At 71.7% G+C, this 24,513-nt stretch carries 23 protein-coding genes; 13 read left to right on the forward strand and 10 right to left on the reverse strand.

The window, feature by feature from the left end; all coding sequences use genetic code 11:
• Positions 1 to 11: 11 nt before the first annotated feature.
• Together ACH4S8_RS36455 and ACH4S8_RS36460 are read right to left on the reverse strand one after the other, a co-directional pair.
• A complete protein-coding gene (locus ACH4S8_RS36455; RefSeq protein ID WP_398401973.1) occupies positions 12 to 959 on the reverse strand; it encodes a hypothetical protein in 948 nt (315 codons plus the stop codon).
• A 354-nt stretch (positions 960 to 1,313) separates the two neighbouring features.
• Positions 1,314 to 2,969, reverse strand: a complete 1,656-nt coding sequence (locus ACH4S8_RS36460; RefSeq protein ID WP_398401975.1) for an FAD-binding dehydrogenase — start codon at positions 2,967 to 2,969, stop codon at positions 1,314 to 1,316.
• Positions 2,970 to 3,269: 300 nt separating this feature from the next.
• Here ACH4S8_RS36460 and ACH4S8_RS36465 point away from each other — a divergent pair, with 300 nt between their 5' ends.
• From ACH4S8_RS36465 to ACH4S8_RS36490, 6 genes are all read left to right on the forward strand, one after another.
• On the forward strand, positions 3,270 to 4,163 hold the full coding sequence (locus tag ACH4S8_RS36465; RefSeq protein WP_398401977.1) for a DMT family transporter: 894 nt from the start codon (positions 3,270 to 3,272) through the stop codon (positions 4,161 to 4,163).
• Positions 4,164 to 4,251: 88 nt separating this feature from the next.
• A complete protein-coding gene (locus tag ACH4S8_RS36470) occupies positions 4,252 to 4,767 on the forward strand; it encodes an NUDIX hydrolase (protein ID WP_398401979.1) in 516 nt (171 codons plus the stop codon).
• Positions 4,768 to 4,872: 105 nt separating this feature from the next.
• Positions 4,873 to 5,265 carry a YidH family protein gene (locus tag ACH4S8_RS36475; protein WP_398401981.1) on the forward strand — a complete coding sequence of 131 codons (393 nt, stop codon included), beginning with the start codon at positions 4,873 to 4,875 and terminating at the stop codon, positions 5,263 to 5,265.
• A complete protein-coding gene (locus ACH4S8_RS36480; protein WP_398401983.1) occupies positions 5,262 to 5,591 on the forward strand; it encodes a DUF202 domain-containing protein in 330 nt (109 codons plus the stop codon). Before ACH4S8_RS36475 ends, ACH4S8_RS36480 begins: the two co-directional genes overlap by 4 nt.
• A 163-nt stretch (positions 5,592 to 5,754) precedes the next feature.
• Positions 5,755 to 6,777: a phosphotransferase family protein gene (locus ACH4S8_RS36485; RefSeq protein ID WP_398402227.1), complete on the forward strand. Its 1,023-nt coding sequence runs from the start codon at positions 5,755 to 5,757 to the stop codon at positions 6,775 to 6,777.
• A gap of 6 nt (positions 6,778 to 6,783) precedes the next feature.
• Complete coding sequence (locus ACH4S8_RS36490; protein ID WP_398401985.1) at positions 6,784 to 7,998, forward strand: acyl-CoA dehydrogenase family protein; 1,215 nt, start codon at positions 6,784 to 6,786, stop codon at positions 7,996 to 7,998.
• Between the two features lie 82 nt (positions 7,999 to 8,080).
• Here ACH4S8_RS36490 and ACH4S8_RS36495 read toward each other — a convergent pair whose 3' ends face one another.
• The 3 genes from ACH4S8_RS36495 to ACH4S8_RS36505 all read right to left on the reverse strand — a co-directional run bounded on the left by ACH4S8_RS36495 (position 8,081) and on the right by ACH4S8_RS36505 (position 11,159).
• Positions 8,081 to 8,674 carry a TetR/AcrR family transcriptional regulator gene (locus tag ACH4S8_RS36495; RefSeq protein WP_328454182.1) on the reverse strand — a complete coding sequence of 198 codons (594 nt, stop codon included), beginning with the start codon at positions 8,672 to 8,674 and terminating at the stop codon, positions 8,081 to 8,083.
• A 62-nt stretch (positions 8,675 to 8,736) separates the two neighbouring features.
• Positions 8,737 to 10,398, reverse strand: coding sequence for a class I adenylate-forming enzyme family protein (locus ACH4S8_RS36500; RefSeq protein WP_398401988.1), 1,662 nt, complete (start codon positions 10,396 to 10,398; stop codon positions 8,737 to 8,739).
• Positions 10,395 to 11,159 (reverse strand): SDR family oxidoreductase, encoded by a 765-nt coding sequence (locus ACH4S8_RS36505; protein WP_398401990.1) that lies wholly within the window; start codon positions 11,157 to 11,159, stop codon positions 10,395 to 10,397. The genes ACH4S8_RS36500 and ACH4S8_RS36505 overlap by 4 nt, the downstream gene beginning before the upstream one ends.
• Positions 11,160 to 11,413: 254 nt before the next feature.
• On the opposite strand from ACH4S8_RS36505, the gene ACH4S8_RS36510 reads away from it, so the two are divergent.
• Both ACH4S8_RS36510 and ACH4S8_RS36515 read left to right on the forward strand, forming a co-directional pair.
• On the forward strand, positions 11,414 to 12,658 hold the full coding sequence (locus tag ACH4S8_RS36510; protein WP_398401992.1) for an exo-beta-N-acetylmuramidase NamZ domain-containing protein: 1,245 nt from the start codon (positions 11,414 to 11,416) through the stop codon (positions 12,656 to 12,658).
• Positions 12,659 to 12,783: 125 nt separating this feature from the next.
• Positions 12,784 to 14,097 carry a serine-threonine protein kinase gene (locus tag ACH4S8_RS36515; RefSeq protein WP_398401994.1) on the forward strand — a complete coding sequence of 438 codons (1,314 nt, stop codon included), beginning with the start codon at positions 12,784 to 12,786 and terminating at the stop codon, positions 14,095 to 14,097.
• 60 nt (positions 14,098 to 14,157) lie between these two features.
• Here ACH4S8_RS36515 and ACH4S8_RS36520 read toward each other — a convergent pair whose 3' ends face one another.
• Complete coding sequence (locus tag ACH4S8_RS36520; protein WP_398401996.1) at positions 14,158 to 16,950, reverse strand: penicillin acylase family protein; 2,793 nt, start codon at positions 16,948 to 16,950, stop codon at positions 14,158 to 14,160.
• Between the two features lie 296 nt (positions 16,951 to 17,246).
• Here ACH4S8_RS36520 and ACH4S8_RS36525 point away from each other — a divergent pair, with 296 nt between their 5' ends.
• Together ACH4S8_RS36525 and ACH4S8_RS36530 are read left to right on the forward strand one after the other, a co-directional pair.
• The gene (locus tag ACH4S8_RS36525) at positions 17,247 to 17,849 is read left to right on the forward strand and encodes a hypothetical protein (protein WP_398401998.1); all 603 of its coding nucleotides are present in this window, start codon (positions 17,247 to 17,249) and stop codon (positions 17,847 to 17,849) included.
• A gap of 158 nt (positions 17,850 to 18,007) precedes the next feature.
• Positions 18,008 to 19,114, forward strand: a complete 1,107-nt coding sequence (locus tag ACH4S8_RS36530) for an RNA ligase (ATP) (protein WP_398402000.1) — start codon at positions 18,008 to 18,010, stop codon at positions 19,112 to 19,114.
• 90 nt (positions 19,115 to 19,204) lie between these two features.
• Here the strand turns inward: ACH4S8_RS36530 and soxR are convergent, their stop codons facing one another.
• Positions 19,205 to 19,756, reverse strand: coding sequence for a redox-sensitive transcriptional activator SoxR (gene soxR, locus ACH4S8_RS36535; RefSeq protein WP_398402002.1), 552 nt, complete (start codon positions 19,754 to 19,756; stop codon positions 19,205 to 19,207).
• Between the two features lie 106 nt (positions 19,757 to 19,862).
• Between soxR and ACH4S8_RS36540 the strand changes: the two genes are divergently transcribed.
• Positions 19,863 to 20,324, forward strand: a complete 462-nt coding sequence (locus ACH4S8_RS36540) for a MaoC family dehydratase (RefSeq protein ID WP_398402004.1) — start codon at positions 19,863 to 19,865, stop codon at positions 20,322 to 20,324.
• 30 nt (positions 20,325 to 20,354) lie between these two features.
• Here ACH4S8_RS36540 and ACH4S8_RS36545 read toward each other — a convergent pair whose 3' ends face one another.
• From ACH4S8_RS36545 to ACH4S8_RS36555, 3 genes are all read right to left on the reverse strand, one after another.
• Positions 20,355 to 20,981 (reverse strand): TetR/AcrR family transcriptional regulator, encoded by a 627-nt coding sequence (locus ACH4S8_RS36545; RefSeq protein ID WP_398402006.1) that lies wholly within the window; start codon positions 20,979 to 20,981, stop codon positions 20,355 to 20,357.
• Between the two features lie 73 nt (positions 20,982 to 21,054).
• The gene (locus ACH4S8_RS36550; protein WP_398402008.1) at positions 21,055 to 21,342 is read right to left on the reverse strand and encodes a YiaA/YiaB family inner membrane protein; all 288 of its coding nucleotides are present in this window, start codon (positions 21,340 to 21,342) and stop codon (positions 21,055 to 21,057) included.
• Between the two features lie 65 nt (positions 21,343 to 21,407).
• Positions 21,408 to 22,559, reverse strand: a complete 1,152-nt coding sequence (locus ACH4S8_RS36555; protein ID WP_398402010.1) for an acyl-CoA dehydrogenase family protein — start codon at positions 22,557 to 22,559, stop codon at positions 21,408 to 21,410.
• A 94-nt stretch (positions 22,560 to 22,653) separates the two neighbouring features.
• Here ACH4S8_RS36555 and ACH4S8_RS36560 point away from each other — a divergent pair, with 94 nt between their 5' ends.
• Positions 22,654 to 23,304, forward strand: coding sequence for a TetR/AcrR family transcriptional regulator (locus ACH4S8_RS36560; protein ID WP_398402012.1), 651 nt, complete (start codon positions 22,654 to 22,656; stop codon positions 23,302 to 23,304).
• Between the two features lie 101 nt (positions 23,305 to 23,405).
• Complete coding sequence (locus ACH4S8_RS36565; protein WP_398402014.1) at positions 23,406 to 24,473, forward strand: DMT family transporter; 1,068 nt, start codon at positions 23,406 to 23,408, stop codon at positions 24,471 to 24,473.
• The last annotated feature ends 40 nt before the right edge of the window (positions 24,474 to 24,513 follow it).

Genomic DNA, 24,513 nt, shown 5'->3' on the forward strand with positions numbered 1-24,513 from the left:
GGGGGGGGCGTTCACACCGTGCCGAGCACGCGGTCGCGCGCGGCACGGAAGGCTTGGTACCCGTCACGGTCCGGGTACGACCACGGAGCCGCGGTCGGGTGCTCCGCGATGCGCAGGAACAGGGCGGCGGCCTCGCCGTCCCGGCCCTCGCAGATCTTGGCGTGCGCGAGGTGGTTGAGGTCGACGAGCCGGCGCGGATGGTCGACGTGGTCCCACTCCAGCCACCAGTCGAAGGCGGCCTTCATCACCTGGCGGGCCCGGCGCCCGGCCCAGTGTCCGGAGGCGACCGGGTCGGCGAGCTCGCCCCCGGCCCGGGCGAGCACGCGGAAGCGCTCGGCGTGCGCGACGACCGGAAGGATCGCGAGCGGCGAGTCGGCGGGCGCCTGCTCGGCCGACCAGTTGGCGAAGTCGTACACCTCGTGCAGCGGGTCCCGGCCCGCCTCGGCGCGGCGCTCGGCGAGCCGAGCGGCCATCAGGTGGTGCGCGTGGTGATGGACGGCGTGCCGGTGGCGCACCTCGTCGAAGAGGCGGACCACGTCGTCCTCGGCCCCGAGCGAGCGCTCCAGGAGGAGGAGTCCGAGCCAGGGCGTCGGGTCGTCCGGGGCGAGGGCCGCCGCGCGGTGGCAGGCCTCACGGGCGCTGTCCGGGCGCTCCTTGCCGTGCAGGGCGCGCTCCACGGTGGCGCAGCCGAGCAGGACGGCGGCGTCGACGGACTCCGGTTCTACGAGCAGCCAGTCGCGGACCCAGGCGAGCGTCGCGGGCTCCTGCGCGAGAACGGTGACGCGATGACCGCGGCGGTCCCAGTCGTCGCCGGTCGCCGCGAGGAGGTCGCGGACGTCGGTCCACCGCCCCTGGTTCAACGAGGTACGTGCGACTGCGAGTTCGGCGTCGTCGAGGGCGGCGTCGAAGGCCTGGGACGTCCGCTTGCGGCCGCGGCCCAGGGGTGGGGGTGGTGACACCGCTGCTCAACCTCACAGGCGCGGTTCGTCAAAGGGTGATCACGCACAGCAAACCCGGAGTCACGGGTTCAAGTCAAGCTCCGGCCAAGTCGCTACACGTGTCAACTGCCCTTGCCAGTAACTCAGTTGCATGAGAACTGTCACGAATGCCCCGAACGGCCGCCCCGCACCTGTCACTTGAGCAGCCATCTTGCTCCCGCCCGCAGAACGGCGGCTCTGTCGCGAGGTGTCGGGCCGCCGCTTCGAACCGATGGCCTGAACAGCCGCCCGGCGTCACCCGCCGGACGGCCATCCGGCCCCGTCCGTCTTCAGCTCACCGTCACGGCCGTCGTCAGCTCACCGTCACGGCCGTCGTCAGCTCACCGCCGCGGCCGCCGCCCGGCCCGCCGTGCGGCCGGAGAAGAGGCAGCCGCCGAGGAAGGTGCCTTCCAGCGACCGGTACCCGTGGACTCCGCCGCCGCCGAAACCGGCGGCCTCACCGGCGGCGTACACACCCTCCAGCGGGTCGCCGCCCTCGGTCAGCACCCGCGAGGACAGGTCCGTCTCCAGACCGCCGAGGGTCTTGCGGGTCAGGATGTTGAGGCGCACCGCGATGAGCGGTCCGGCCGCGGGGTCGAGGATGCGGTGCGGGGCCGCCGTGCGGATCAGCTTGTCGCCGAGGTAGTTGCGGGCCCCGCGGATCGACATGACCTGGAGGTCCTTGGTGAAGGGGTTGGCGATCTCCCGGTCCCGCGCGACGATCTCGCGGCGCAGCGCGGCCTCGTCGATGAGCGGCTTCTCGGTGAGCGCGTTCATCCCGCGCACCAGTGCGCCGAGGTCCTTCTCGACGACGAAGTCGACGCCGTTGTCCATGAACGCCTTGACCGGTGCGGGCACGTCGGCGCGGGCCCGGCCGAGGACGCCCCGGATCGACTTGCCGGTCAGGTCGGGGTTCTGCTCCGAGCCGGAGAGCGCGAACTCCTTGCCGATGATCTTCTGGTCGAGCACGAACCAGGTGTAGTCGTACCCGGTCCTCATGATGTGTTCGAGGGTCCCGAGCGTGTCGAAGCCCGGGAAGAGCGGGACCGGCAGCCGGCTGCCGCGCGCGTCCAGCCACAGGGAGGAGGGGCCCGGCAGGATGCGGATGCCGTGCTTGTCCCAGATGGGGTTCCAGTTCTGGATGCCCTCGGTGTAGTGCCACATGCGGTCGCGGTTGATGAGGCGGGCGCCGGCCCCCTCCGCGATCCCGAGCATGGCGCCGTCGACGTGGGCTGGGACACCGGAGATCATCCGCTCCGGCGGGGTACCGAGGCGCTCGGGCCAGTTGGCGCGCACGAGGTCGTGGTTGCCGCCGATGCCGCCGGAGGTCACGATCACGGCCTGGGCCTTGAGCTCGAAGGCGCCGGTGACCGTACGGCTGCTGGCCTGGCCGCGCTCGATGCCGGACGGCTCCAGGATCTCGCCCGTGACGGTGTCGACGGAGCCCGCGCTGCGGGACAGCCCGGTGACCCGGTGCCGGAACCGCAGCTCGACCAGACCCCGGGCGACCCCTTCCCGTACCCGCCGCTCGAAGGGCGCGACGAGGCCCGGCCCGGTCCCCCAGGTGATGTGGAAGCGCGGCACCGAGTTGCCGTGCCCGTTGGCGTCGTAGCCGCCGCGTTCGGCCCAGCCCACCACCGGGAAGAAGCGCACGCCCTGCGCGTGCAGCCAGGGCCGCTTCTCGCCGGCCGCGAAGTCGACGTACGCCTCGGCCCACTTGCGCGGCCAGTGGTCCTCGGGCCGGTCGAAGCCGGCCGTGCCCATCCAGTCCTGGAGGGCCAGCTCGTGCGTGTCCTTGATCCGCATGCGGCGCTGCTCGGGCGAGTCGACGAAGAACAGCCCGCCGAAGGACCAGTGCGCCTGCCCGCCGATCGACTGCTCCGGCTCCTGGTCGAGGAGGATCACCTTGCGGCCGGCGTCGACGAGCTCCGCGGTCGCCGCGAGGCCCGCGAGGCCCGCTCCGATGACGATCACATCTGCGTCGTAGGCCATGGGCCCGTCCTCTCGGCATACCGACGGGTCTGACCGGGCCGGCGTCACGGGGACGACCTGATGACGTTTGTCACGAACCGATCGGTGGCGTCGCTGGTTGGTGAGACATTGGAGATGATCGGCCATGCGGCCGACCAGCACTTGTTACTGATCGGTCCGAATCCTTCGGCACGAAAGGTGACCGAGTCAACTGCCTGGTTCCGGTTGTTCCCGGGGGCGGGCGCGCGGACCATGGCACTACAGTCGGCGGGATACGCACCACTGGCCCGCCCCGACTCCTGACGCATCGAGGTACCCAGCGTGTCGGTACTGGTTCTGGTCCTCGCCGTGAGCGCCGCCTGCTGCCTCGGCTTCGGCTTCGTGCTCCAGCAGAACGCCGCCTCGCACGCCCCGCTCAGCGACTTCCTCTCCCCCCGCATCCTGCTCGACCTCATCCGGGTCCCGCGCTGGCTGGGCGGTATCGGGCTCATGGTGTGCGGCATGGTCCTCGGGGCGATCGCACTCGGCAACGGCGAGGTCTCGCTGGTGGAACCGCTCCTGGCGACCAACCTCCTCTTCGCGCTCGCGCTCTCCCGCCACCAGACCAAACAGCCGCTCGGACGGCAGGGCTGGGCCGGGCTCCTGCTGCTCGCGGGCGGTGTCTCGGCGTTCATCGTGGCCGGACAGCCGCAGGGCGGCGAGGCCATCGACGACCCCCTGCGGCACTGGCTGATCATCGGGATCGTGGTCGGTCTCGCCCTGCTGCTCACCACCTTCGCGAAACGGTCCCGGCTGAGCGCCGGACCCGTCCTGCTCGCCACGGCCGCGGGGCTGCTGTACGGGCTGCAGGACGCGCTCACCCGGATCAGCGGCCAGCGGTTCGGCTCCGGCGGGCTGGGCGAACTGCTCACGGGCTGGCAGCCGTACGCGGTGATCGTCCTCGGCGTGACCGGGCTGATCCTCGTCCAGAGCGCCTTCGAGACCGCGCCGCTGCGGATGTCGCTGCCCGCGCTCACCGCCGCCCAGCCGCTGGCGGGCATCGCCTGCGGGGTGGGCTTCCTCGGGGACCAGCTGCGCACCGACGCCGGCGCGCTGGCCTGGCAGGCCGCGGGGCTCGCGGGCATCGTGACGGGGATCATCCTGCTGGGCATGCACCCGGCGATGCCCTCGGGCACGGCGGAACCGGAACACTCGCGGGACCTCCAGCCGCACTGAGCGGGCCCCGGCCCGCCCGGCCCGGCGCACCACTCGGACGGCCGTGAGCGCCCCCTGCGCACGGGCGGGAACTGCTTGGATGGATCCCATGAGTGCCGCTGACGAGATCCTCGACATCGTGGACGAGAACGACGAGATCATCGGGCAGTCCCCGCGCGGGGAGGCGTACGCGCGCGGGCTGCGCCACCGGTGCGTGTTCATCGAGGCGCGCGACGCCCGGGGCCGGCTGTTCGTCCACCGGCGCACCCCCACCAAGCTGGTGTTCCCCTCGTTCTACGACATGTTCGTGGGCGGAGTCGTCGGCGCGGGCGAGTCCTACGACGACGCGGCGCTGCGCGAGGCCGAGGAAGAACTCGGCGTCTCCGGGCTCCCCCGCCCGACTCCCCTGTTCAAGTTCCTGTACGACGACGGGGCCGGCGCGACCTGGTGGTCCGCGGTGTACGAGGTCCGCTGCGAGCTGCCGGTGAACCCGCAGGCGGAGGAGGTCGCCTGGCACGACTTCCTCACCGAGGACGAGGTGGAGCGCCGGCTGGGCGAGTGGACCTGGGTGCCGGACGGGCTCGCGGCCTACGAGCGGCTCACCGACTACCGGGCGATGGACTGACCCTCCCGGCCGAACGCCGCCGGGCGGGCCCCGGGGCGCCCCGCACCGGGCTTCCGGGCGGCACCGGAGGGGCCCCGCGCCGGGCTCCCCGGTAGGGTCCTGGACGTGATCGAACTCGTGCGCAACGTCCGGTTGTGGTTCGCGCCGCAGGAGATCCGGTACGAGGGCAGTACCCCGGACTACCGGTTCTCCCTGGCGAACGAGCGGACCTTCCTGGCCTGGCTGCGCACCGCGCTCGCACTCATCGGCGGCGGCTTCGCCGTGGACCAGTTCCTGCCGGACCTGCGCTGGGCCTGGCGGGCGGGGCTCGCCCTGGCGCTGCTGGGGTCGGGCGTGCTCTGCGCGCTGCGGGCCGTCAACCACTGGATACGCTGCGAGCGGGCCATGCGGCGCGGCGAGGACCTGCCGGTGTCGCGTTTCCCGGCGGTGCTGAGCGTCGTCGTCGCGGTCGTCGCGGTCGCGATGGTCGTCGTCGTCCTCGTCGGCTGGGCGGGATGACCACCCCCCTGCGGGAGGAGCGCGATCCGGGCCTCCAGCCGGAGCGCACACGGCTGGCCTGGCGCCGTACGACCCTCTCGTGCACGGTCGTCGCCGTGCTCGCCGCCAAGGCGCTCCTGCACGACCGGGACTCGGCCGCCGGGATCGTGGCGTTCGCGTTCTGCTGCGTCCTGTGGCTGGCGTTCCTCGGCCTCGCCCACCGCCGCATCCGGGCTCTGGCGGCCGCGGGCCCGGCGGGGCCGGCCGCACTCGCGCCCCGCCGCGCGGCGGCGGCGGCGCTGTGCACGGTCGCGCTGGCCGTGTTCGCGGCGGCGCTGGTCTTCTAGGACGTGTCCCGGGAGTCTGCCGCGCCCCTCGGAGCGTCGACGGCGGCTTCCGGGAATCCGCTCTCCGGGCGAGACGCCGATCACGTTTCGCGCAGCCGCTGGACGACATACCGACTGGTCGGCATCATGGTCATGTCCCGTTCCCGTGTGCTGAGGAGCAATGATGAGCCCGGACCACCCGCCAGGTCTCGATCTCGACCGGCTGCGCGGCCTGCTCGACCGTGAGCGGCCCGGACTCGTGAACGGCCCGCTGACCGGCCGGCTGATCGAGGGAGGCCGGTCGAACCTCACCTACGCGGTCACCGACGGCACCGGCCGCTGGGTCGTACGGCGGCCCCCGCTCGGCCACGTGCTGGCCACGGCGCACGACATGAAGCGCGAGCACCGGGTGATCAGCGCGCTGCACCCGACGGCCGTGCCGGTCCCGGACCCCGTGCTCCTGTGCGAGGACGAGTCGGTGCTCGGCGCCCCGTTCTACGTCATGGAGTTCGTGGAGGGCACCCCGTACCGCACGGCGGACCAGCTCGCGCCGCTCGGCCCGCAGCGCACCCGCGACGCGGTGCTCGGCCTGGTGGACACCCTGGTCGAACTGCACGCGGTGGACCCCGCCGAGGTCGGCCTCGGCGACTTCGGCCGCCCCGAGGGCTTCCTCGACCGGCAGCTGCGCCGCTGGGGCAAGCAGTTGGACGCCTCCCGCAACCGCGAGCTGGCCGGCATCGACGAGTTGCACGCCGCCCTGGGCCGTGAACTGCCCGCCTCCCCCGCACCCACCGTCGTGCACGGCGACTACCGGCTCGACAACGTGCTGATCGGACCCGACGACCGGATCAGGGCGATCCTGGACTGGGAGATGTCCACGCTCGGCGACCCGCTCACCGACCTCGGGCTGCTCGTCATGTACAGCACGCGCCTGGAGCTGCCGAACTCCCCCATCAGCACGACCGCCTCGGCCGCGGGACATCCGCCGGCGAGCGAGATCGTCGAACGGTACGCCGCGCGCTCGGGGCGCGACGTCTCCGCGGTCTCCTGGTACACGGCCTTCGCCTGGTTCAAGCTCGCCGTGATCCTCGAGGGCATCCACTACCGCTACACCAAGGGCCAGACGGTCGGCGGCGGCTTCGACCGCATCGGCGAGCTGGTCCCCGTCTTCATCGAGCACGGCCTGACCACCCTCCAGGAAGGCTGATCCGCCATGGACTTCGCATTCGACGCGCGCACCGAGGAGCTGCGCCAGAGGCTGCTCGCCTTCATGGACGAGCACGTCTATCCGGCGGAGGCCGTCGCGGAGGAGCAGCGCGCCCTGCTGGCCTCGCCGTGGGACACGCCCGCCGTGGTCGGCGAGCTGAAGGCCGAGGCCCGCCGGCAGGGTCTGTGGAACCTGTTCCTGCCGGACTCCGAGTACGGCGCCGGGCTGACCAACCTCCAGTACGCGCCGCTCGCCGAGATCACCGGCCGCAGCCCGCACCTGGCGCCCACCGCGCTGAACTGCGCCGCCCCGGACACCGGGAACATGGAGGTGCTCGCCCAGTTCGGCGACGAGCACCAGCGCAAGCAGTGGCTGGAGCCGCTGCTCGCCGGGGAGATCCGCTCGGCGTTCGCGATGACGGAGCCCGAGGTCGCCTCCTCCGACGCCACCAACATCACCACGCTGATCGAGCGGGACGGCGACGAGTACGTCGTCACCGGCCGCAAGTGGTACATCTCCGGGGCGATGAACCCCGACTGCAAGATCTTCATCGTGATGGGCAAGACGGACCCGGACGGCGCCGACATCCGCCGCCAGCAGTCGATGATCCTGGTCCCGCGCGACACCCCGGGCCTGGAGGTCCGGCGCGCCATGCAGGTGTACGGCTACGAGGACCACTCGCACGGCGGGCACGCGGAGGTCGTCTTCGACCGCGTCCGGGTCCCGGCGAGCAACCTGGTCGGCGAGGAGGGCGGCGGTTTCGCCATCGCGCAGGCACGCCTCGGTCCGGGCCGGATCCACCACTGCATGCGGCTGATCGGCATGGCCGAGCGGGCCATCGAGCTGATGTGCCGGCGGGCGGTGTCCCGTACGGCGTTCGGCAAGCCGCTGGCCCAGCAGGGTGTCGTGCAGAACTGGATCGCCGACGCCCGGGTCGCCGTCGAGCAGCTGCGGCTGCTGGTCCTGAAGACGGCCTGGATGATGGACACGGTCGGCAACAAGGGCGCCCACACCGAGATCCAGGCCATCAAGATCGCCACGCCGCGCACGGTCGTGGACATCCTCGACAAGGCGGTCCAGCTGCACGGCGCGGGCGGCGTCAGCCAGGACTTCCCGCTGGCCGAGCTGTGGGCCGCCGCGCGGACGCTGAAGCTCGCCGACGGTCCCGACGAGGTCCACCAGCGCTCGCTGGCCCACCGGGAGATCAAGAAGTACGTGTGACCGTCTGACCGGGAACGTGCCGTCACGGCACTGCGGCCCCACCGGTGGTGGGGCCGCAGTGCCGTGTCCGTGCCTCGGTTCTCTACGGGCGCAGGGCGCGCAGCAGGAGGTCGGCCAGGTGGTCGGCGACCTCCTGGGGGGCGAGGGGGCCGTCGGGGCGGTACCACGTGGACAGGTGGTGGACCGAACCGAAGTGGTAGTCGACGACCAGGTCCGCGGGGGTGGCCGTGGAGAAGACGCCCTTCTTCTGGCCCTCCTCGACCAGGGCGCGGAAGCGTTCGTGGTAGCGGCGCCGCTCGGAGCGCACCTGCTTGAGCTTCTCGGGGCCGAGGTGGTGCATCGACCGGAAGAAGATCGAGGCGTCGTCGAGGTTGTCGATGGTGGTGACGACCACGTCGGCCGCCGCGCGCCGCAGCCGTTCCTCCACCGGGGCGTCCGCGTCGGCGAACGCGTCCAGCCGCTCCTGCTGGAGACGCAGCACGCGCGCGTAGACCTCGTGCAGGAGGTCGTCCTTCGAGCCGAAGTAGTGGTAGAGCGCCCCCTTGGTGACACCCGCCGCCTCGACGATCTCCTGCACAGAGGTGCGGTCGTAGCCCTGCTCGGCGAAGAGCCGGGTGGCGGCGGCCAGAAGCCGCTGCGGGACGGGCGTGCCGTCACCGTCCGTCGTCCTGGGCACTGCCGCCACCTGCCTTTCGTGCGTTCACTTCGATGTCCGTCGTCCGCGGGGGGTCCTGGAGACTACCCGGAGTCCTGGGACCGGGAACGAAGTTCCCGGCGGAGGATCTTCCCACTCGCCGTTTTCGGCAGGTCGGGCAGGATCTCCACCCGCCGCGGATATTTGTAGGCGGCCAGTCTCTCCTTGCAGTACGCGGCCAGCGCGTCGGGGTCCTCGGTGGCCCCCGGCCGCAGGCTGATGTAGGCCATGACGGTCTCGCCGCGGTAGCCGTCCGGCACCCCGACGACGGCCGCCTCGCGGACCGCGGGGTGGGTGTGCAGGACGTCCTCGACCTCGCGCGGCCAGACCTTGAAGCCGGACGCGTTGATCATGTCCTTCTTCCGGTCGACGACGTAGAGCCAGCCGTTCTCGTCCATGAAGCCGATGTCGCCGGTACGCAGTTCGCCGTCCGGGAAGGTCTCCGCGGTCGCCTCGGGGCGGCGCCAGTAGCCGGGGACGACCTGCGGACCGCTGACGAGGATCTCGCCCTGCTCCCCGAAGGGGACCTCCTGGCCCGCGTCGTCGACGATGCGTACGACCGACTCCGGTCCTGGCACGCCCACGGCGAGCGTCCCGGAGGCCGGGTCCACCGGTGCCTCCAGGCCCGGGGGAACGGAGGCGCAGGGCGCGGTGCACTCGGTGAGCCCGTAGCCGTTGCGGATGTAGGGCCCGAAGCCGGCCCGGAACCGCTCGACGAGGGCGGGCGGCAGCGGGGCGCCGCCGGAGGAGATGTTCACGAAGGAGGAGAAGTGGTCCGGCGTGACGTCCGGGTGGGCGGCCAGCGCCATGAAGGCGGTCGAGGGGCCGACCGTGTAGAGCGGCCGGTGTTCGGCGAAGGCGTCGAGGACGACTCCGGCCTCGAAGCGGTAGGCGAGGACCAGCGTGCCCGCGCTGTCGAGGCAGGCGGCGAGCTGACAGACCATCCCGGTGATGTGGAACAGGGGCGCCAGCGCGAAGTACACCGGCGCCTCGGGCAGCGCGAGGCCGGTCCGCTGCCGCTCGGCGTTGTACATGATGTTGCCGTGGGTGTTGGTGGCCCCCTTGGGGGTGCCGCTGGTGCCCGAGGTGTAGCTGATCAGCGCGATGTCGGACGGGCCGAGGACCCGGCCGGCGGGCGCCTTGTGTCCGTGCCGGGCGACGGCGAGGAGGTCGTCGGCGGCCTCGTCGAGGGGCAGGCGCTCGAAGGCCAGCACGCGCGGGTCGTTCCGGGTCTGGAGGTCGAGTTCGCAGGCGGTCAGGACGATCCGTACGGGCGAGTCGGCGGCACTCTCGCGCAGGTACGCGTCGAAGGCGCGGTCGGAGCAGACGAGGGCGGCGACCTCGGCGTCGTGCAGGACGTGGCGGACCTCGCCGGACTTGTACATCGGGTTGACCGGCACGACCGTCGCGCCGGCCTTCCACGCCCCGAGCAGGGCGAGCACGAAGTGCGGGGAGTTCTGGAGCATGATCGCCACGCGGTCGCCCCGCTCCAGGCCGCGGGCGGCGAGGTGCCCGGCCACGGAGTCGCTCAGCTCGTCGAGCTCGCGGTAGCTCAGCCGCCCGTCGAAGTAGGCGAGCGCGGTGCGGTCCGGAGTGCGGGCGACCACGTCGGCGAGGGCGTGCACCAGGGTGTCGGCGGGGTTCACCGGGCCGCGCTGCGCCTCGCTGAGCAGTGCCACCCAGGGCCGGTCGGCGTAGCGGGTCACTCGGCGGTCTCCCACTTCTGCTGGAGGTGGTTCATGTTCGTCATCCAGCGGTCGGGGTCGGCGGCCCGCGCCTGGTAGTACGCGGCGACCTCGGGGTGCGGCAGGATCAGGAAGCGGTCCTCCTCGATGCCCTTCATGAGCGCGTCGGCGACGTCGTCGGGCTCGATGGCGGTGGGCCGGAGCACCAGGTCGCCCGCGCTGCCGGTGGCCTGGAGCATGTCGGTGCGCACGCCCTGCGGGCAGATCGCGTGCACCTTCACCCCGCGGTGACGGTACGTCAGGGACAGCCATTCGGCGAACGCGTACGCGCCGTGCTTGGTGACGCTGTACGGTGCGGCGCCGATCATCGTGAGCAGTCCGGCGGCCGAGACGGTCGAGACGAACCGGCCGCCGCCGCGCTCCAGCCAGTCCGGGAGGAGGGCGTGGGCGGCGCGTACGTGGGCCATCACGTTGACGTCCCAGGCCAGGGCCCACACGCTCTCGTCGGCGGCTTCGGAGCCGCCCGAGCCGACGCCCGCGTTCGCGCAGTAGACGTCGACGGTGCCGCCGAGGGCGTCGCGGGCCTCGGCCACGATCAGGGAGGCGTCGCCGGCGATCGCGATGCCGCCGATCTCGTCGGCCACGGCCTTCGCCTTGCCGGCGTCGAGGTCGTTGACCACGACCCGCGCTCCCTCCGCGGCGAAACGGCGGGCCAGCGCGGCCCCGATCCCGCCCCCCGCTCCGGTGACGACGACTCCCGCACCCTGCATGGCTTCCACCACGGGTCTCCTTCGACGCGACGTGACACGGCTCTGCTGCGACGCCAGACTAACCGGTCGGTATGTAGCAAGGGAAGGGCTCCCCGCCGCCGTGCGGGCGCCCTGGGTGACGCCCGTACGGGCGGCCTCCGTGACGCGCCGTACGGGCGGCCTCCGTGACGCGCCGCGACAGGCCGGTGGGATCCGCGGCCTTCGAACTTCCCCCGGGAGCCCTTAGCGTGCCTGTTCCAGCCTTCCGCGATCACGGAGGTCCCACCATGCGCATGTCCCGACGGTCACTGCTCACGGCCGGCGCCGCCGCGGCCACCCTGACCCCGCTGCCCGCCGGGGCGGCGCCGGCCGCGCACTCCGGCACCCGGCTGCGCACCGGCTTCGAGCGCCTGGCCCAGGACGGGTACGCCCGGCTCGGCGGCGAGCGCGTCGGGATCGTCACCAACCCCACGGGCGTCACCCGCGACGTCCGGCACGTCGTCGACGTCATGCACGCCGACGCCCGCGTGGACCTGACCGCCGTCTTCGGCCCCGAGCACGGCTTCCGGGGCACCGCGCAGGCGGGCGGGTCCGAGGGCCGCTACGACGACCCGGCGACCGGACTGCCCGTCTACGACACGTACCTGAAGAGCGGTCGGGAACTGGCCGCGATCTTCACCGCGTCCGGCGTGGACACGGTCGTCTTCGACATCCAGGACGTGGGGGCGCGCTTCTACACGTACATCTGGACGCTGTACGACTGCATGGAGGCCGCGCAGCTCGCCGGCAAGCGGTTCGTGGTCCTCGACCGGCCGAACCCGGTCACCGGGCGATCGGCCCGAGGACCGGTCCTGCACCAGGAGTTCGCGACGTTCGTCGGACGCCGGCCGATCGCGCAGGCGCACGGGATGACGGTGGCGGAGCTGGCCCGCCTCTTCAACGGGGAGTTCCTCACGGCACCCGTGGAACTGGACACGGTACTCATGTCGGGCTGGAGGCGCGGGGACTTCTACGACGCCTCGGGACTGCCCTGGGTACCGCCGAGCCCGAACATGCCGACGGCGGACACCGCGCTGGTGTACTCCGGGACCTGCCTCTTCGAGGGGACGAACCTGTCCGAGGGGCGCGGCACGACGCGCCCCTTCGAACTGCTCGGCGCCGAGGGCCTCGACGGGCGCTGGGCCGCGACGGCGGGCGAACTGGGCCTGCCCGGCGTGCACTTCAGAGAGGCCTACTTCGCTCCCACCTTCTCCAAGTTCCAGGGAAAGACCGTCGGGGGCGTCCAGATCCATGTGCACGACCGGGCGGCGTACGACCCCGTACGCACCGGCATCGCCCTCCTGGTGACCGCGAAGCGGGTCTGGAGCGGCTTCGCCTGGCGCTCCGACGACTGGATCGACAAGCTGACGGGCTCGACGCTGGTGCGCACGATGACCGACGCGGGCGCGGGCACCGACGAGATCGTCGCGGCCTGGCAGGAGGAACTGGAGGCCTTCCGCAGGGTCCGCGCGCATTACCTCATCTACAAGTGAGCCGGGCCCTTTAGCACGAACGAGTGATGTATGCGTGACGGATAGGTCGTCATGTATGGCCAACTTTCCCCGCCGGGTGGACGATGCGCCCATATCGCACCGCCCGCGGGGTCAGGGGGCCTGACATGACGGAACCGGCAGTGAGTGTCTCTCCCTACTGGGAGCTCACCTTCGACGCGGACGGGGACGTGGACGGCCGCGAACGCGACCGGCTGCTCGATCAGGTGCCGCGGCACAAGGTCCGCGACCTGATCGTCTTCACGCACGGCTGGAACACCGACCGTTCGGCGGCCACCCGTCTGTTCAGCCAGTTCTTCGAACCCGTCCCCGGACTCGCGCCCACCGCCCGCCTCGGCTACGTGGGGGTGGTCTGGCCCTCGATGCGGTTCTCCGACGAGACGATCCCCGACTTCCCCCCGTCGGTGGCCGCCGGTGTCACCGGGGACAGCGCCTCGCCGCTCGACGGAAAAACCCGCCACGCCCTGCTGGAGGTCTTCCCCGGCCGGGCCACCGTGGTCGAGCAGATCGCCCGGCTGCTCGACCAGCAGCCGGACGAGGGAGCCTCGCTGGAGGAGTTCGGCCGTCTCGTACGGCTGCTCGTCGAGGTCCGGCCGCAGGGACCGGGGGTCTCGTTCGCGGCGGACACCCTCGCGGAGGGGGTGCCGGAGAGCGATCCCGAGATGCTCTTCGGGGACACCGCGACGGTGTGCGCCGAGTTCGCGCAGGCGCTCGCCGGAACGGCGGGCCCCGCGTTCGCGCTGCCCCGGCTCTGGGACGGGGCGCTCGAACTGCTGCGCCAGGCCACGTACTACGCCATGAAGAGACGCGCGGGCACCGTCGGTGAGCGCGGGCTCGGGCGGGTGGTGGGTCAGCTCGCGGCGGCGGCACCGGACGTGCGCGTCCATCTGGTCGGGCACAGCTTCGGCGCCCGGCTGGTCTCCTTCGCGCTGCGCGGGCTGCCCTCCGGGGTGCGCGCGGTGAAGTCGGTGACGCTCCTCCAAGGTGCCTTCTCCCACTACGCGTTCGCCCCGCGGCTGCCCCACGATCCGCGCGCGAGCGGTGTGCTGGACGGGCAGTACCACCGGATCGACGGCCCGCTGGTGTGCTGCTACTCCCACTTCGACTCGGCGCTCGGCACGGTCTACCCGCTGGCCTCGCGGATGGCGGGGGACGACCGGTCCGTCGTGGCGGACTTCGGCATCGGGAGCATGCTCGGCGCGCAGTGGGGCGCGATGGGTCACGACGGGGTGCAGGCCGTGCCGGGGACGGTGTCGTTCACGCTCGCCGAGGCCCTGCGCACCCGGCTGCCGGTCTCGGGGTGCGTGAACGTCGACGCCGCCTCGGTGGTGTGCCGGGGCGGCGCCCCGGCGGGCGCGCACAGCGACATCTGTCATCGCGAGCTGGCCCAGGTGGTGCTGGCGGCGGGCCGCGTCAGGTGACCCGCCGCCGCTGCGGCGCCGCACACCCCTAGAGGCGGCCTTGGCGGCGCCGCTCGGTGCTCATCGGTGCGAGGTGTACTCGACGACCTGCTGGAAGGTCGGCCGGTTCTGCCAGGTGATCTTGCCGTGCTTGATGCCGCCGAGCGTCCGCTGGACGATCGAGTCGGCGCACCACTGGTCGCCCGCCGAGCACTGGTCGTCGCCGGGGTAGACGGTCGACGCGCTCTTGCCGGCCGCCTCCTTCAGCGAGCCGATCAGGGCGTCCCGGCAGGCGCTGAGGCTGCCCGCGCCGCAGTACGTCCGCGACAGACCGCCCTGCACGGACTCCCCGAGCACCGACCGGATGTCCTTGTCGACATAGCTCCACCAGCCGAACTGGAAGGAGCTTCCGGCGTGCGAGCCGGTCGGTCCGTGCCCGGCGGACGGTGCTTCGTCCATGGGTAGGTTGTTGCCGAACGCGGTGTACAGGTCGCTGCCGAGCCCCGGCTGGAACTCCGCCTTCACCAGCAGCGGCCACCAGGCGTCCAGGATGCGGATCGCGTCGGCGTCGGCGTAGGTGTGCGAACCCGACGAGGTCTCCTTGCGCTTGGCGCCCGCCGTCACCCAGGCCGACAGCTTGCTCACCGCCGCGGCGGCCGTGGAGTCCGTGACCGGAGAGCTGTTGACGACCTTGAGCAGGTCCGGGAGCACGTCCTCGGCCCGCAGATCGGCCAGTGACGCGTCGGCCATGGCCTTGACCAGCGCGGATCTGGTGACTCCGCCCGCCGCGACCAGTTTGGAGACCCGGTCCTCCAGGAGGTCGCCGCGGTGCACAGAGCCGTCGCCCCAGGAGGCCGTGGTGTAGTCCTTGGCCTGTTTGTTGTTCCAGGAGATGTAGTAGTCCTGGTCCACCGAGTTGGGGTGCGCGGACGCCGGGGTGTAGGTGGCGGTGTTGGTGGCCGGGTCCCAGTTCTGCCACTCGTACGCGGCCTGCGCCCACACCGGGAACTCGGCGTCGACCCCGCTCGCCCGCACCGGGTTGTCACCGCTGTTGTAGTAGGCGGTGTGCGCCGAGTCGGCGTAGAACCAGTTGAACGTGTAGTTGATGTTCTGCACCGCGCTCTGGAAGGTCGCCGGGCTCTTCACGAAGTCCGGGTCGTTGAGCATCTGGAAGCCGATGATCGAGTCGGCCTCGTGCAGATAGGAGCTGCGCAGGGTGGTGTACGCGACCTTCTTGCCGCCCACCGTCGCGCGGTACTCCACGGGCCCGTACTTGGTGCGGTAGACCTGCATCCGGTACGAGCCGGCGGCGGTGCCGTCCGCCGTGGTCGGCTTCCAGGAGTTGGTCCGCTCGACCTTGTCCATCGCCGTGCAGGTGCCGTGGTACAGGTAGTGGTAGTCGTCCTGGCACAGCTCGACGGCGTAGGTGTCGATGATGTCCTGGCCGGAGGTCGTCGCGCTCCAGGAGTAGTCCTGGCCCCGGCCGAGTTCGACGTACATGCTCAGGCCCGCGAAGGAGGCGCCGCGCGCGCTGAGCCCCGGACCCTGGATCTCCTGGAGCATGAGCAGCTGTGGCGCGAAATAGCCGGTCTGCGGGCCGAAGACGGCGATCGGGTGACCGCTGGCGGTGTACTTGCCGCTGACCACGAGGGCGTTGGACATGCCGCGCTTGGCGGAGGTGAGCGAGGTCTTGGCCGCCGTGGCGGAGGCGCTGGTGGCGCTCGCGGTGGCCGCGCTGCCGGTGCGGTCGTAGACCAGCGGTTCCTGGGTCACCGAGCCGGCGTCGGGCAGGGCCTCGCCCTGTGGGCTGTCGGGCTTCGCGGCGTACGGGAAGCTCTGGCCGTCGTGCACGGTGAGCGCCGCTTCGGGGTCGTTGCGCTCGCGGAAGGACTCCCAGACCTTGGTGCCCTCGGTCACTCCGTACTGGTTCTGGGCGGCGAGCAGCGAGAGGGCGTTGTTGACCTCGCCGCCGCCTCCGGAGCCGAAGAGCGAGCCGATGACGGAGGCCAGCGCGACCAGGTCGGTGAGCTTGAAGTGGTCGATGGTGCCGGCGTTGGTGATGGAGTCCTTGTGGCCGGTCAGGACGTATTCGCCGGGGAAGTAGCGGCCGCTGTCGGAGGCGTCGATGTAGGCGTTGATGCCGTCGATGTAGGCGTTGGCGTCGGTGAGCGCCTGGGCTCCACGGGCTCCGGCCCTGCTGGTCGCCTCGTCGATCTGGGCCTGGAGGTCAGCCTCGGTGTAGGGCGCGTTGCGCCAGAACTCCTGCTCCAGGCCCTGGTTGGAGGCCGCGCCGCCGGCGAAGCTGGTCAGCTGGCCGCGTCCGACGTGCCGGAAGACGTCCATCAGCCACAGCCGGTCCTGGGCCGCGGCGTATCCGGCGCCGTACTCGGTGCCGTAACGGGTGGTTCCGGTGATGTGCGGGACGCCCGTCTTCTTGTCGCGGACGATCGTGACGTCGGTGCGGTTGCCGGGCTTGGTGGTCGACTCGACCTGGCCGGAGGCGACGCCGAAGGAGGAGTCGTTGAAGAAGTCGTTGATCTTGGCGTCGGTGAGGGTCGAGTAGCCGGAGGCCAGGTTGCCGTAGAGGCCGAGCTGGTCCTCGGCGTGGCTGGGCTGGGTGCCGAAGGCCTGGTTGAGCAGGATCTGGGCGAGGGTGGCGTTGCCGTTCTCACCGGGCGGCAGGATGTCGGAACACTGGCCGCCGCAGTAGTCGTTCGCGGCCGCCGCGGTCGAGGTGTCCGCGGCCGCCGCCCGGGAAAGCGGCGACAAAAGACCGGCAATGAGCACGCATAGGGATGCTGCCTTGAGGAACTTGGGGAATCTGCGGGGAGTTCTCAGTCTGTCCGAGGTGGTGCGTGGGGTGCTCGGTGGCATGTCGGCTCCTACCGATGGGGGTGGCCGGACGTTACCGCCGGTATCCCCGAGTTTGAAGATGAACATGCGTCAGTTTTTGGGATTCACAGCGAGTGAGGGGACGCCGGAGGACCGGCGGACGGCCGGCCGACGGTGACGGGAGGCGGGCCGAGGACACACGGCGAGTGGCTCACGGGGGTCGTCGAAAAATTGGATGGAGCCGAATCGCTTGTCGATACGTCTACTCGACGACGTCCGTACGGGACGGCGCCGAAGTGACCGGAGTACAGGTGCAGGTGTGACGGAGGTGCAGGACGATGGCCGGTTTCCGGAGTCTGGCGAGACAGGCGCGAGATCCGAGGTGTGATCTGGCGCTGCGGCGGTACTCACTGCGCAAGTGCCTGGAGAGGTTCGCCCCCTACGGGCATCGGGCGACCTGGGACCATCTGTGTTCCCGGGCCGGGTTCGGCCCCGAGGACCGTTCCCCCGATCCGGCGCGGCTCGTGGCCGCACTGGAGGAGCTGGAGGAGGCCCGCTCCGTCTGGCTCGCCTACGAGGCCGAGTTCGCCGAGCGCCGCAAGAAGGAGAAGCACGACGGACTGCGCAGGCCGGGCAGTGTCGACGACTGGCACCGGCTGACCTGGGGCGGTTTCGGTGTCGCCTGGTGCGACAACCCCCGTGTCCACCCTCGTGAACCACTGGCCGAGGTGCTGCGCCGGCTGATCGCGGCGCTGGAGCGCACGCCGGGCGCCGTCTGCCCGGTGTGCACCCAGGAGCGCCTCGTCTGGATGTACGACCTGGCCCACGAACCGTCGTCGGGTCCCGTCTGCACGAGCTGCGGAATCGTGGTGCCGCGGCCCGTCCTGACCCCGGAGGCACTGGCCGGCGCCCGGCGCGGCCGGCTGCTCGTGTCCGCGTGAACACCCCGCCCGGCCGAGCGGCCCGCCCGCGCGGCCGGGTGTCCTTGGACAGCGCGGGGCGGCGACGTTAGCAGCAGGAAATCCACTGGTTCCAGCCCTTTCTCCTCCGGACAGTTGGGGGTGATGAAAACCGGCTGAGCAACCCGAGGAGTCCCCCCATGTCGACGCTGCGCGTCACCGCCGAAGTGCTGACGGTCCACGAACATCCGAACGCCGACGCGCTCGAACTGGCCCAGGTGGGCCTGTACCGCGCCGTGGTCGCCAAGGGCGCGTACCGCACCGGCGAGTGGGCGCTCTACATCCCGGAGCAGTCCGTGCTGCCGGTCCCGCTGATCGAGGAGCTGGGGCTGACGGGGCGGCTGGCGGGCAGCGCTTCGGACCGGGTCAGGGCGGTGCGGCTGCGCGGAGAGCTGTCGCAGGGCATCGTGTGCCGCCCGAAGGCGCTGGCGGACGTGGACCTGGCGCGGGCCGCCGAAGAGGGCACGGACTTCGCGGAGTTCCTCGGCATCGTGAAATGGGTGCCGCCGATCCCGCCCACGATGAGCGGCGACGTCGAGGCGGCGCCCGGTCTGCTGCCCTGGGTCGACATCGAGAACATCCAGCGGTACCCGGACATCTTCACGCCGGGCGAGCCCGTCGTCGTGACGGAGAAGCTGCACGGTTCGGCCTGCCTGCTGACCTACGTCGCCGACGAGGACCGCGTCCACGTGTCCTCGAAGGGCTTCGGCGCCAAGTCCCTGGCGCTGAAGGAGGATCCGCGCAATCTGTACTGGCGTGCGGTGCACGGGCACGGGGTCGCGGAGGCCGCCGCCCGGATCGCCCGACGCCTCGGCGCGCGCCGCGTGGGCATCTTCGGCGAGGTGTACGGGGCGGGCGTGCAGGATCTGACGTACGGCGCCGACGGGCGCCGCGAGACGATCGGCTACGCCGTGTTCGACGTGTCCGCGGAGATCGACGGCGAGGTCCGCTGGCTGGACGCGCAGGAACTGCTGGCGGGCGAACTCCCGCTCGTACCGAGGCTGTACGAGGGTCCGTACGACGTCGAGCGCGTCCTGGAGATCGCCTCCGGCCGGGAGACCGTGTCCGGTCGCGCGCTGCATCTGCGCGAGGGAGTGGTGATCCGTCCCGGGGCTCCCGCGCCCGACGGGCCGGAGGGGACCTTCGTCTCCGCCGAGCGGTACAGCCCGGTGACGGGCGGACGGGCCATAGCGAAGGCGGTCAGCCCGGCCTATCTGACCCGCAAGGGCGGCACCGAGTACGAGTGAGGTGCCTCTCGGCCGAGGGCCGGGAGACTCCCGCTCGCCTTGCGACAACGGGCCGGGGCGTCGAGGGGCGGGGCGCTCGGGGACGGCGCGTCAGCGGCATTCTCCCGGCGCCGGTTCCCGGCGCGGCCCGGGTTCGCACGCCGTCCCCGGCCTCCGCTCCTCGGGTACCGGCGCCGACCGTGCGCCGGACCGCTCCACCATGAGCCGGGAGCCGGCCCGGCGCTCGCCGAGGACGTCGTCGGGGTTGGAGAGCACACAGGTCTCCAGGGAGAGGCAGCCGCAGCCGATGCAGTCCGTGAGGTGGTCGCGCAGCCGGCCGAGCTGCTTGATGCGCTCGTCGAGTTCGGAGCGCCAGGCCTCGGACAGCCGGGCCCAGTCCTCGCGCGTCGGGGTGCGCTCCTCGGGGAGTTCGGCGAGCGCCTCGCGGATGGTGGCGAGCGGGATGCCGACGCGCTGGGCGGCCCGCACGAAGGCGACACGGCGCAGCGCGTCACGGTGGTAGCGGCGCTGGTTGCCCGAGGTGCGGCGGCTGCTGATGAGACCCTTGGACTCGTAGAAGTGCAGGGCGGAGACGGCGGCGCCACTGCGGGCCGACAACTGTCCGACGGTCAGCTCGTGGACCGCCTCGGGGATCTGGGGCACCTCTCCAACCTACCTACCGCGCCACCCGTCCGATCCGTTGACATGCGCCTCCGAGGCGACCATGCTAAGCAGTCGCTTAGACTATGAGATGCGGGAGGCCAGGGACATGGCAGAGCCGAGGACGTTCGCGACGGTCGAGGAACTGCGGGGCGCCGTGGGCGAGCAGCTTGGACACACGGACTGGGTCGAGATCGAGCAGAAGCGCATCGACCTCTTCGCGGAGGCCACCGGCGACCACCAGTGGATCCACGTCGACCCCGAGAAGGCCGCGGCGGGTCCGTTCGGCACCACGATCGCGCACGGCTATCTCACCCTGTCGCTGCTGCCGCTCTTCGGCCCGCAGCTGATCGCCGTCGAAGGCGTGAAGATGGGCGTCAACTACGGGACGAACAAGGTCCGCTTCCCCGCCCCCGTGCCGGTCGGCTCGCGGCTGCGCGCCACCGCGACGATCACCGCGGTGGACGACGTGCCCGGCGGAGTGCAGGTCTCCGTCGCCTTCACCGTGGAGCGCGAGGGCGGCGACAAGCCGGTGTGCGTCGCGGAATCGGTCTCCCGCTACTACCTCTGACACCGCGGCCCGGGCCGGAACGGGCCCGGGCTACGCCTTGAAGCCCACCATCCGCCGGACCAGGTCGGCGTAGAGCGCCCCGACCTCGTCCGGCGTGCGGGGGCCCTCGACGTTGAACCAGCGGGCCACGTCGATGCACAGGGACAGCACGGCGACGGTGGTGCCGGGGACGTCCGGGACGTCGAACTCGCCCGTCGCGACACCGTCCTGGATAATGCTGCGGACCTCCGCGTCGACCTGGCGGCGCAGCCCAATGATCTCCGCGCGCGCGTCGGGCCCGAGGGCCTCCAGCTCGTACTGCACCACGCGCGCGGTGGTGTGCTGGCCCGCGTGCCACCGCACGAAGGACCGGACGGCGTCGGAGAGCCGCTCGGCGGGGGTGCCCTCGCCCGCCGCCGCGGTGCGCACGATGTCCAGCGCCTTGTCGTGGCCGATCCGGCTGATCCGGTGGAGCAGCTCTTCCTTGGTCTTGTAGTGGATGTACAGCGCGGCCGGGCTCATGCCCGCGCGGCCCGCGATGTCCCGGGTCGTCGTCGCGTGGTACCCGCGCTCGGCGAAGGCCTCCACCGCGGCGATCAGCAGCCGTCGCGCCGCGTCCGGGGTCACCTCGGCCCACGGCTGCATCTCGCCGCCGGGCGTCTCCTGCGCCGTGCTCATCGCTCACTCGCCCTTCTCGGTGACAGGAGCTACACCATACCGCCGAAGGTGAGCGGTCGCTTAGCGCGCCTGCTCAGATCTTCTCGAAAGGGTCGTGCTCGGCGAGGAGCTTCTCCAGCCGCGCCTGGTCGACCCGGCTCACTATCTGACCGGCCTCCTGCCGGTCCCTGATCACCTTGGCCAGGGTGAAGGCGGAGGTGACGAGGTACAGGACCGCGATGGCCAGGAAGGCCCGGACCCAGGCATCGGTGTCCAGCTGGTAGATGCCGATGGACGTGGCCGCCATGGCGATGGCGAAGGAGGCGACGGCCTGGCCGTAGAAGGCGGTCGTGCTCTGCTGTTTGACGGGTGTCTCGGTCATGGGGCAAGGATCGACGGATGTGGCCCGCGCCACATCCGTCGTCGTACTCAGAGAGGTACTCAGAGTCAGAACGCCGAGACGCCCGTCAGAGCCCGCCCGATGACGAGTTTCTGTATCTGACTGGTGCCTTCGTAGAGGGTCATCACCCGGGCGTCGCGCAGGAGCTTGCCGACCGGGTACTCGTCGATGTAGCCGTAACCGCCGTAGACCTGGAGGGCGTTGTTCGCCGCGCGCACGGCGGCCTCCGAGGCGAAGAGCTTGGCCTTCGAGGACTCGGTCGCGAACGGCAGCCCGCGGTCGACGAGGTCGGCGACCCTCCAGGTCAGCAGGCGCGCCGCGTCCACGTCGACGGCGATGTCGCTCAGCAGCTCCTGGACGAGCTGGTGGTGCGCGATCGTCTTCCCGAACTGCTCCCGCTCGGTCGCGTACGCCACCGCCGCGTCCAGTGCGGCCTGGGCGATGCCGACGCAGCCCGCGGCCACCGACATCCGGCCCTTCGCGAGGGCCGACATGGCCACCGCGAAGCCCTTGCCCTCGGGCCCCATCATCGCGCTCGCCGGTACCCGTACGTCCTCGAGGACGAGTTCGGCGGTGGCCTGGCCGCGCAGCCCGAGCTTGCCGTGGATGGTGCGGCGGGTCAGGCCGGGGGTGTCGGTGGGCACCAGGAAGGCGGAGACGCCCTTGTGGCCCGGGGCGTCGGTGGAGCGGGCGAAGAGCAGCACGACATCGGCCCAGGTGCCGTTCGTGATGAACATCTTGCTGCCGTTGATGACGTAGTCACCGCCGTCGCGCACGGCGCGGGTCGAGAGCGCTCCCGCGTCGGAGCCGGTGCCCGGCTCGGTGAGCCCGAAGCAGCCGACGTACTCGCCGGCGGTCAGCCCCGGCAGCCAGCGCCGCTTGTGCTCCTCGCTCCCCCAGGACGCGATCGTCTTGGCGACGAGCCCGAGCGAGACGGAGACGATCCCTCTCACGGAGGAGTCGCCGCGCCCCAGCTCCTCGGTGACCAGGCAGTACGCGAGATGGTCGCCGCCGCTGCCGCCGTACTCCTCGTCGATGGTGAGGCCGAGGAAGCCCACCTCGCCGAGCTTCTTCACGATCGACCGGTCGACGTCCTCCGCGCGGTCCCACGCGACGACGTGCGGGGCGATCTCCCGGTGCACGAAGTCCTTGGCGAGCTGCCGGACGGCGGTCTGCTCATCACTGAGCCCGAGGTTCATGCCGGGTCACCCCACAGACAGCGGCCTTTGAAAGCCGTACATTGAAAGCCGTACATTTAAATTAGCACTGCTAGTTTCATGGTGCAGCCCTACTATGTGCGCCATGGCCCGACCGCGCAAGCCCCTCCTGAGCACCGACCGCATCGTCGAGACAGCGCGGGCGCTGGTGGACGCCGAGGGCCTGGCGGCCGTCTCGACGCGCCGGCTCGCGGCGGAACTGGGGGTGAGCGGGCCTTCCCTCTACAACCACTTCCGCACCAAGGACCAGATCCTGGAGGCGGTCGCGGACTCGGTGAGCGCGCAGGTCGAACTGTCGATGTTCGAGGACGGCCGCGACTGGCGGACCGCGCTGCACGACTGGGCCGTCTCCTACCGCGCGGCCCTGCGCGACCACCCGAACATCGTCCCGGTCCTCGCACGCGGACCGGGCCGCAGGCCGGCCGGACTCCGGCTCGCCGACGCCGTCTTCGGCGCCATGGTCAAAGCCGGCTGGCCGCCGGCCCAGGCCACCTCGATCGGCGCGCTGATGCGGTACTTCATCATGGGCTCCGCGCTGGGTTCCTTCGCCGGGGGCTTCGTGGACGACGAGAGCGCGTACGACCCGGCCGACTATCCGCATCTGGGGCAGGCGCACCTCCTCGCCGAACAGCAGGAGAAGATCGACGAACGGGCCTTCGAGACGGGCCTTCGCGCCCTGCTGGACGGCCTCGCGGTGCAGTACGCGGGGCTGGCCCGGGAAGCCTGAGCGGGGCCGGTCCCGGACACGGCCGCGGTTCCGGACCCGCGCCGACCTGCGCGTCCGAAATCCGCGAGCCCGACGGGCGTGGCCCGCCTAGCCTCGGGGACATGATGAACACCTCCCCCGTCGCGCCGCCCGGTCGGCGTGCGCAGTTGCTCGCCGCCGGTGCGGCGACCGTCACCGTCGGACTGTGGGCCTCCGCCTTCGTCGCGATCCGCAGCGCGGGCGCCGCGTACTCGCCCGGCGCGCTGGCGCTCGGACGGCTGCTGGCCGGAGCCCTGGTGCTCGGTGCCGTCTGCGTCGTGCGCGGCGAGGGGCTGCCGCCGCGCGGCGCCTGGCGCGGTATCGCGATATCCGGGGTGCTGTGGTTCGGCTTCTACATGATCGCCCTGAACTGGGGCGAGCAGCAGGTGGACGCCGGTACGGCGGCGCTGGTGGTGAACATCGGTCCGATCCTGATCGCCCTGCTCGGTGCCCGGCTGCTGGGGGACGCGATGCCGCCGCGACTGCTGGCCGGCATGGCGGTGTCGTTCGCGGGAGCGGTCGCGGTGGGGCTGTCGATGTCCGGCGGCGGCGGTTCGTCGGTGCTCGGGGTCGTGCTGTGTCTGCTCGCCGCCGTCGCGTACGCGGCGGGGGTCGTCGCGCAGAAGCCGGCGCTCGGCCGGGCGAGCGCGCTCCAGGTGACGACGTTCGGCTGTCTGATCGGGGCCGTGGTGTGCCTGCCGTTCGCGGGCCGACTCGTCCACGACGCCGCCACCGCTCCCCTCACGGCCACGCTCGACATGGTCTATCTGGGCGTCTTCCCGACCGCGCTGGCCTTCACGACGTGGGGATACGCCCTCGCACGCACGACCGCGAGCCGCATGGGCGCGACGACGTACGCGGTGCCCGCCCTGGTGGTGCTGATGTCCTGGCTCTTCCTGGCCGAGGTCCCGGGGCCGCTGACACTGGCGGGCGGGGCGCTGTGCCTCGCGGGTGTGGCGGTGTCGCGCTCCCGGCCGCGCCGGGATCCGGCGCCGGTGAGTGCGGCCGGGCCTGCTCCCGCCGCGGGGCGGGACGCCGTGGCCGCCGCCTCCCCCGGTGCGGCACCCGTGACGGCCCCGGCCGCCGCTCCCGCCGGTGCTCCGGCGCCGACGGCGGTCACGGAGACGGGGGACCGGGCCGAACAGGCCTGACCGCGGGCCGCCTTGACGCTCTCGCGTCCTTCCGGGGCGG

Origin of the sequence: Streptomyces sp. NPDC021080, assembly GCF_044333225.1 — a bacterium.
In the GTDB taxonomy this organism is placed as follows: Bacteria; Actinomycetota; Actinomycetes; order Streptomycetales; family Streptomycetaceae; genus Streptomyces.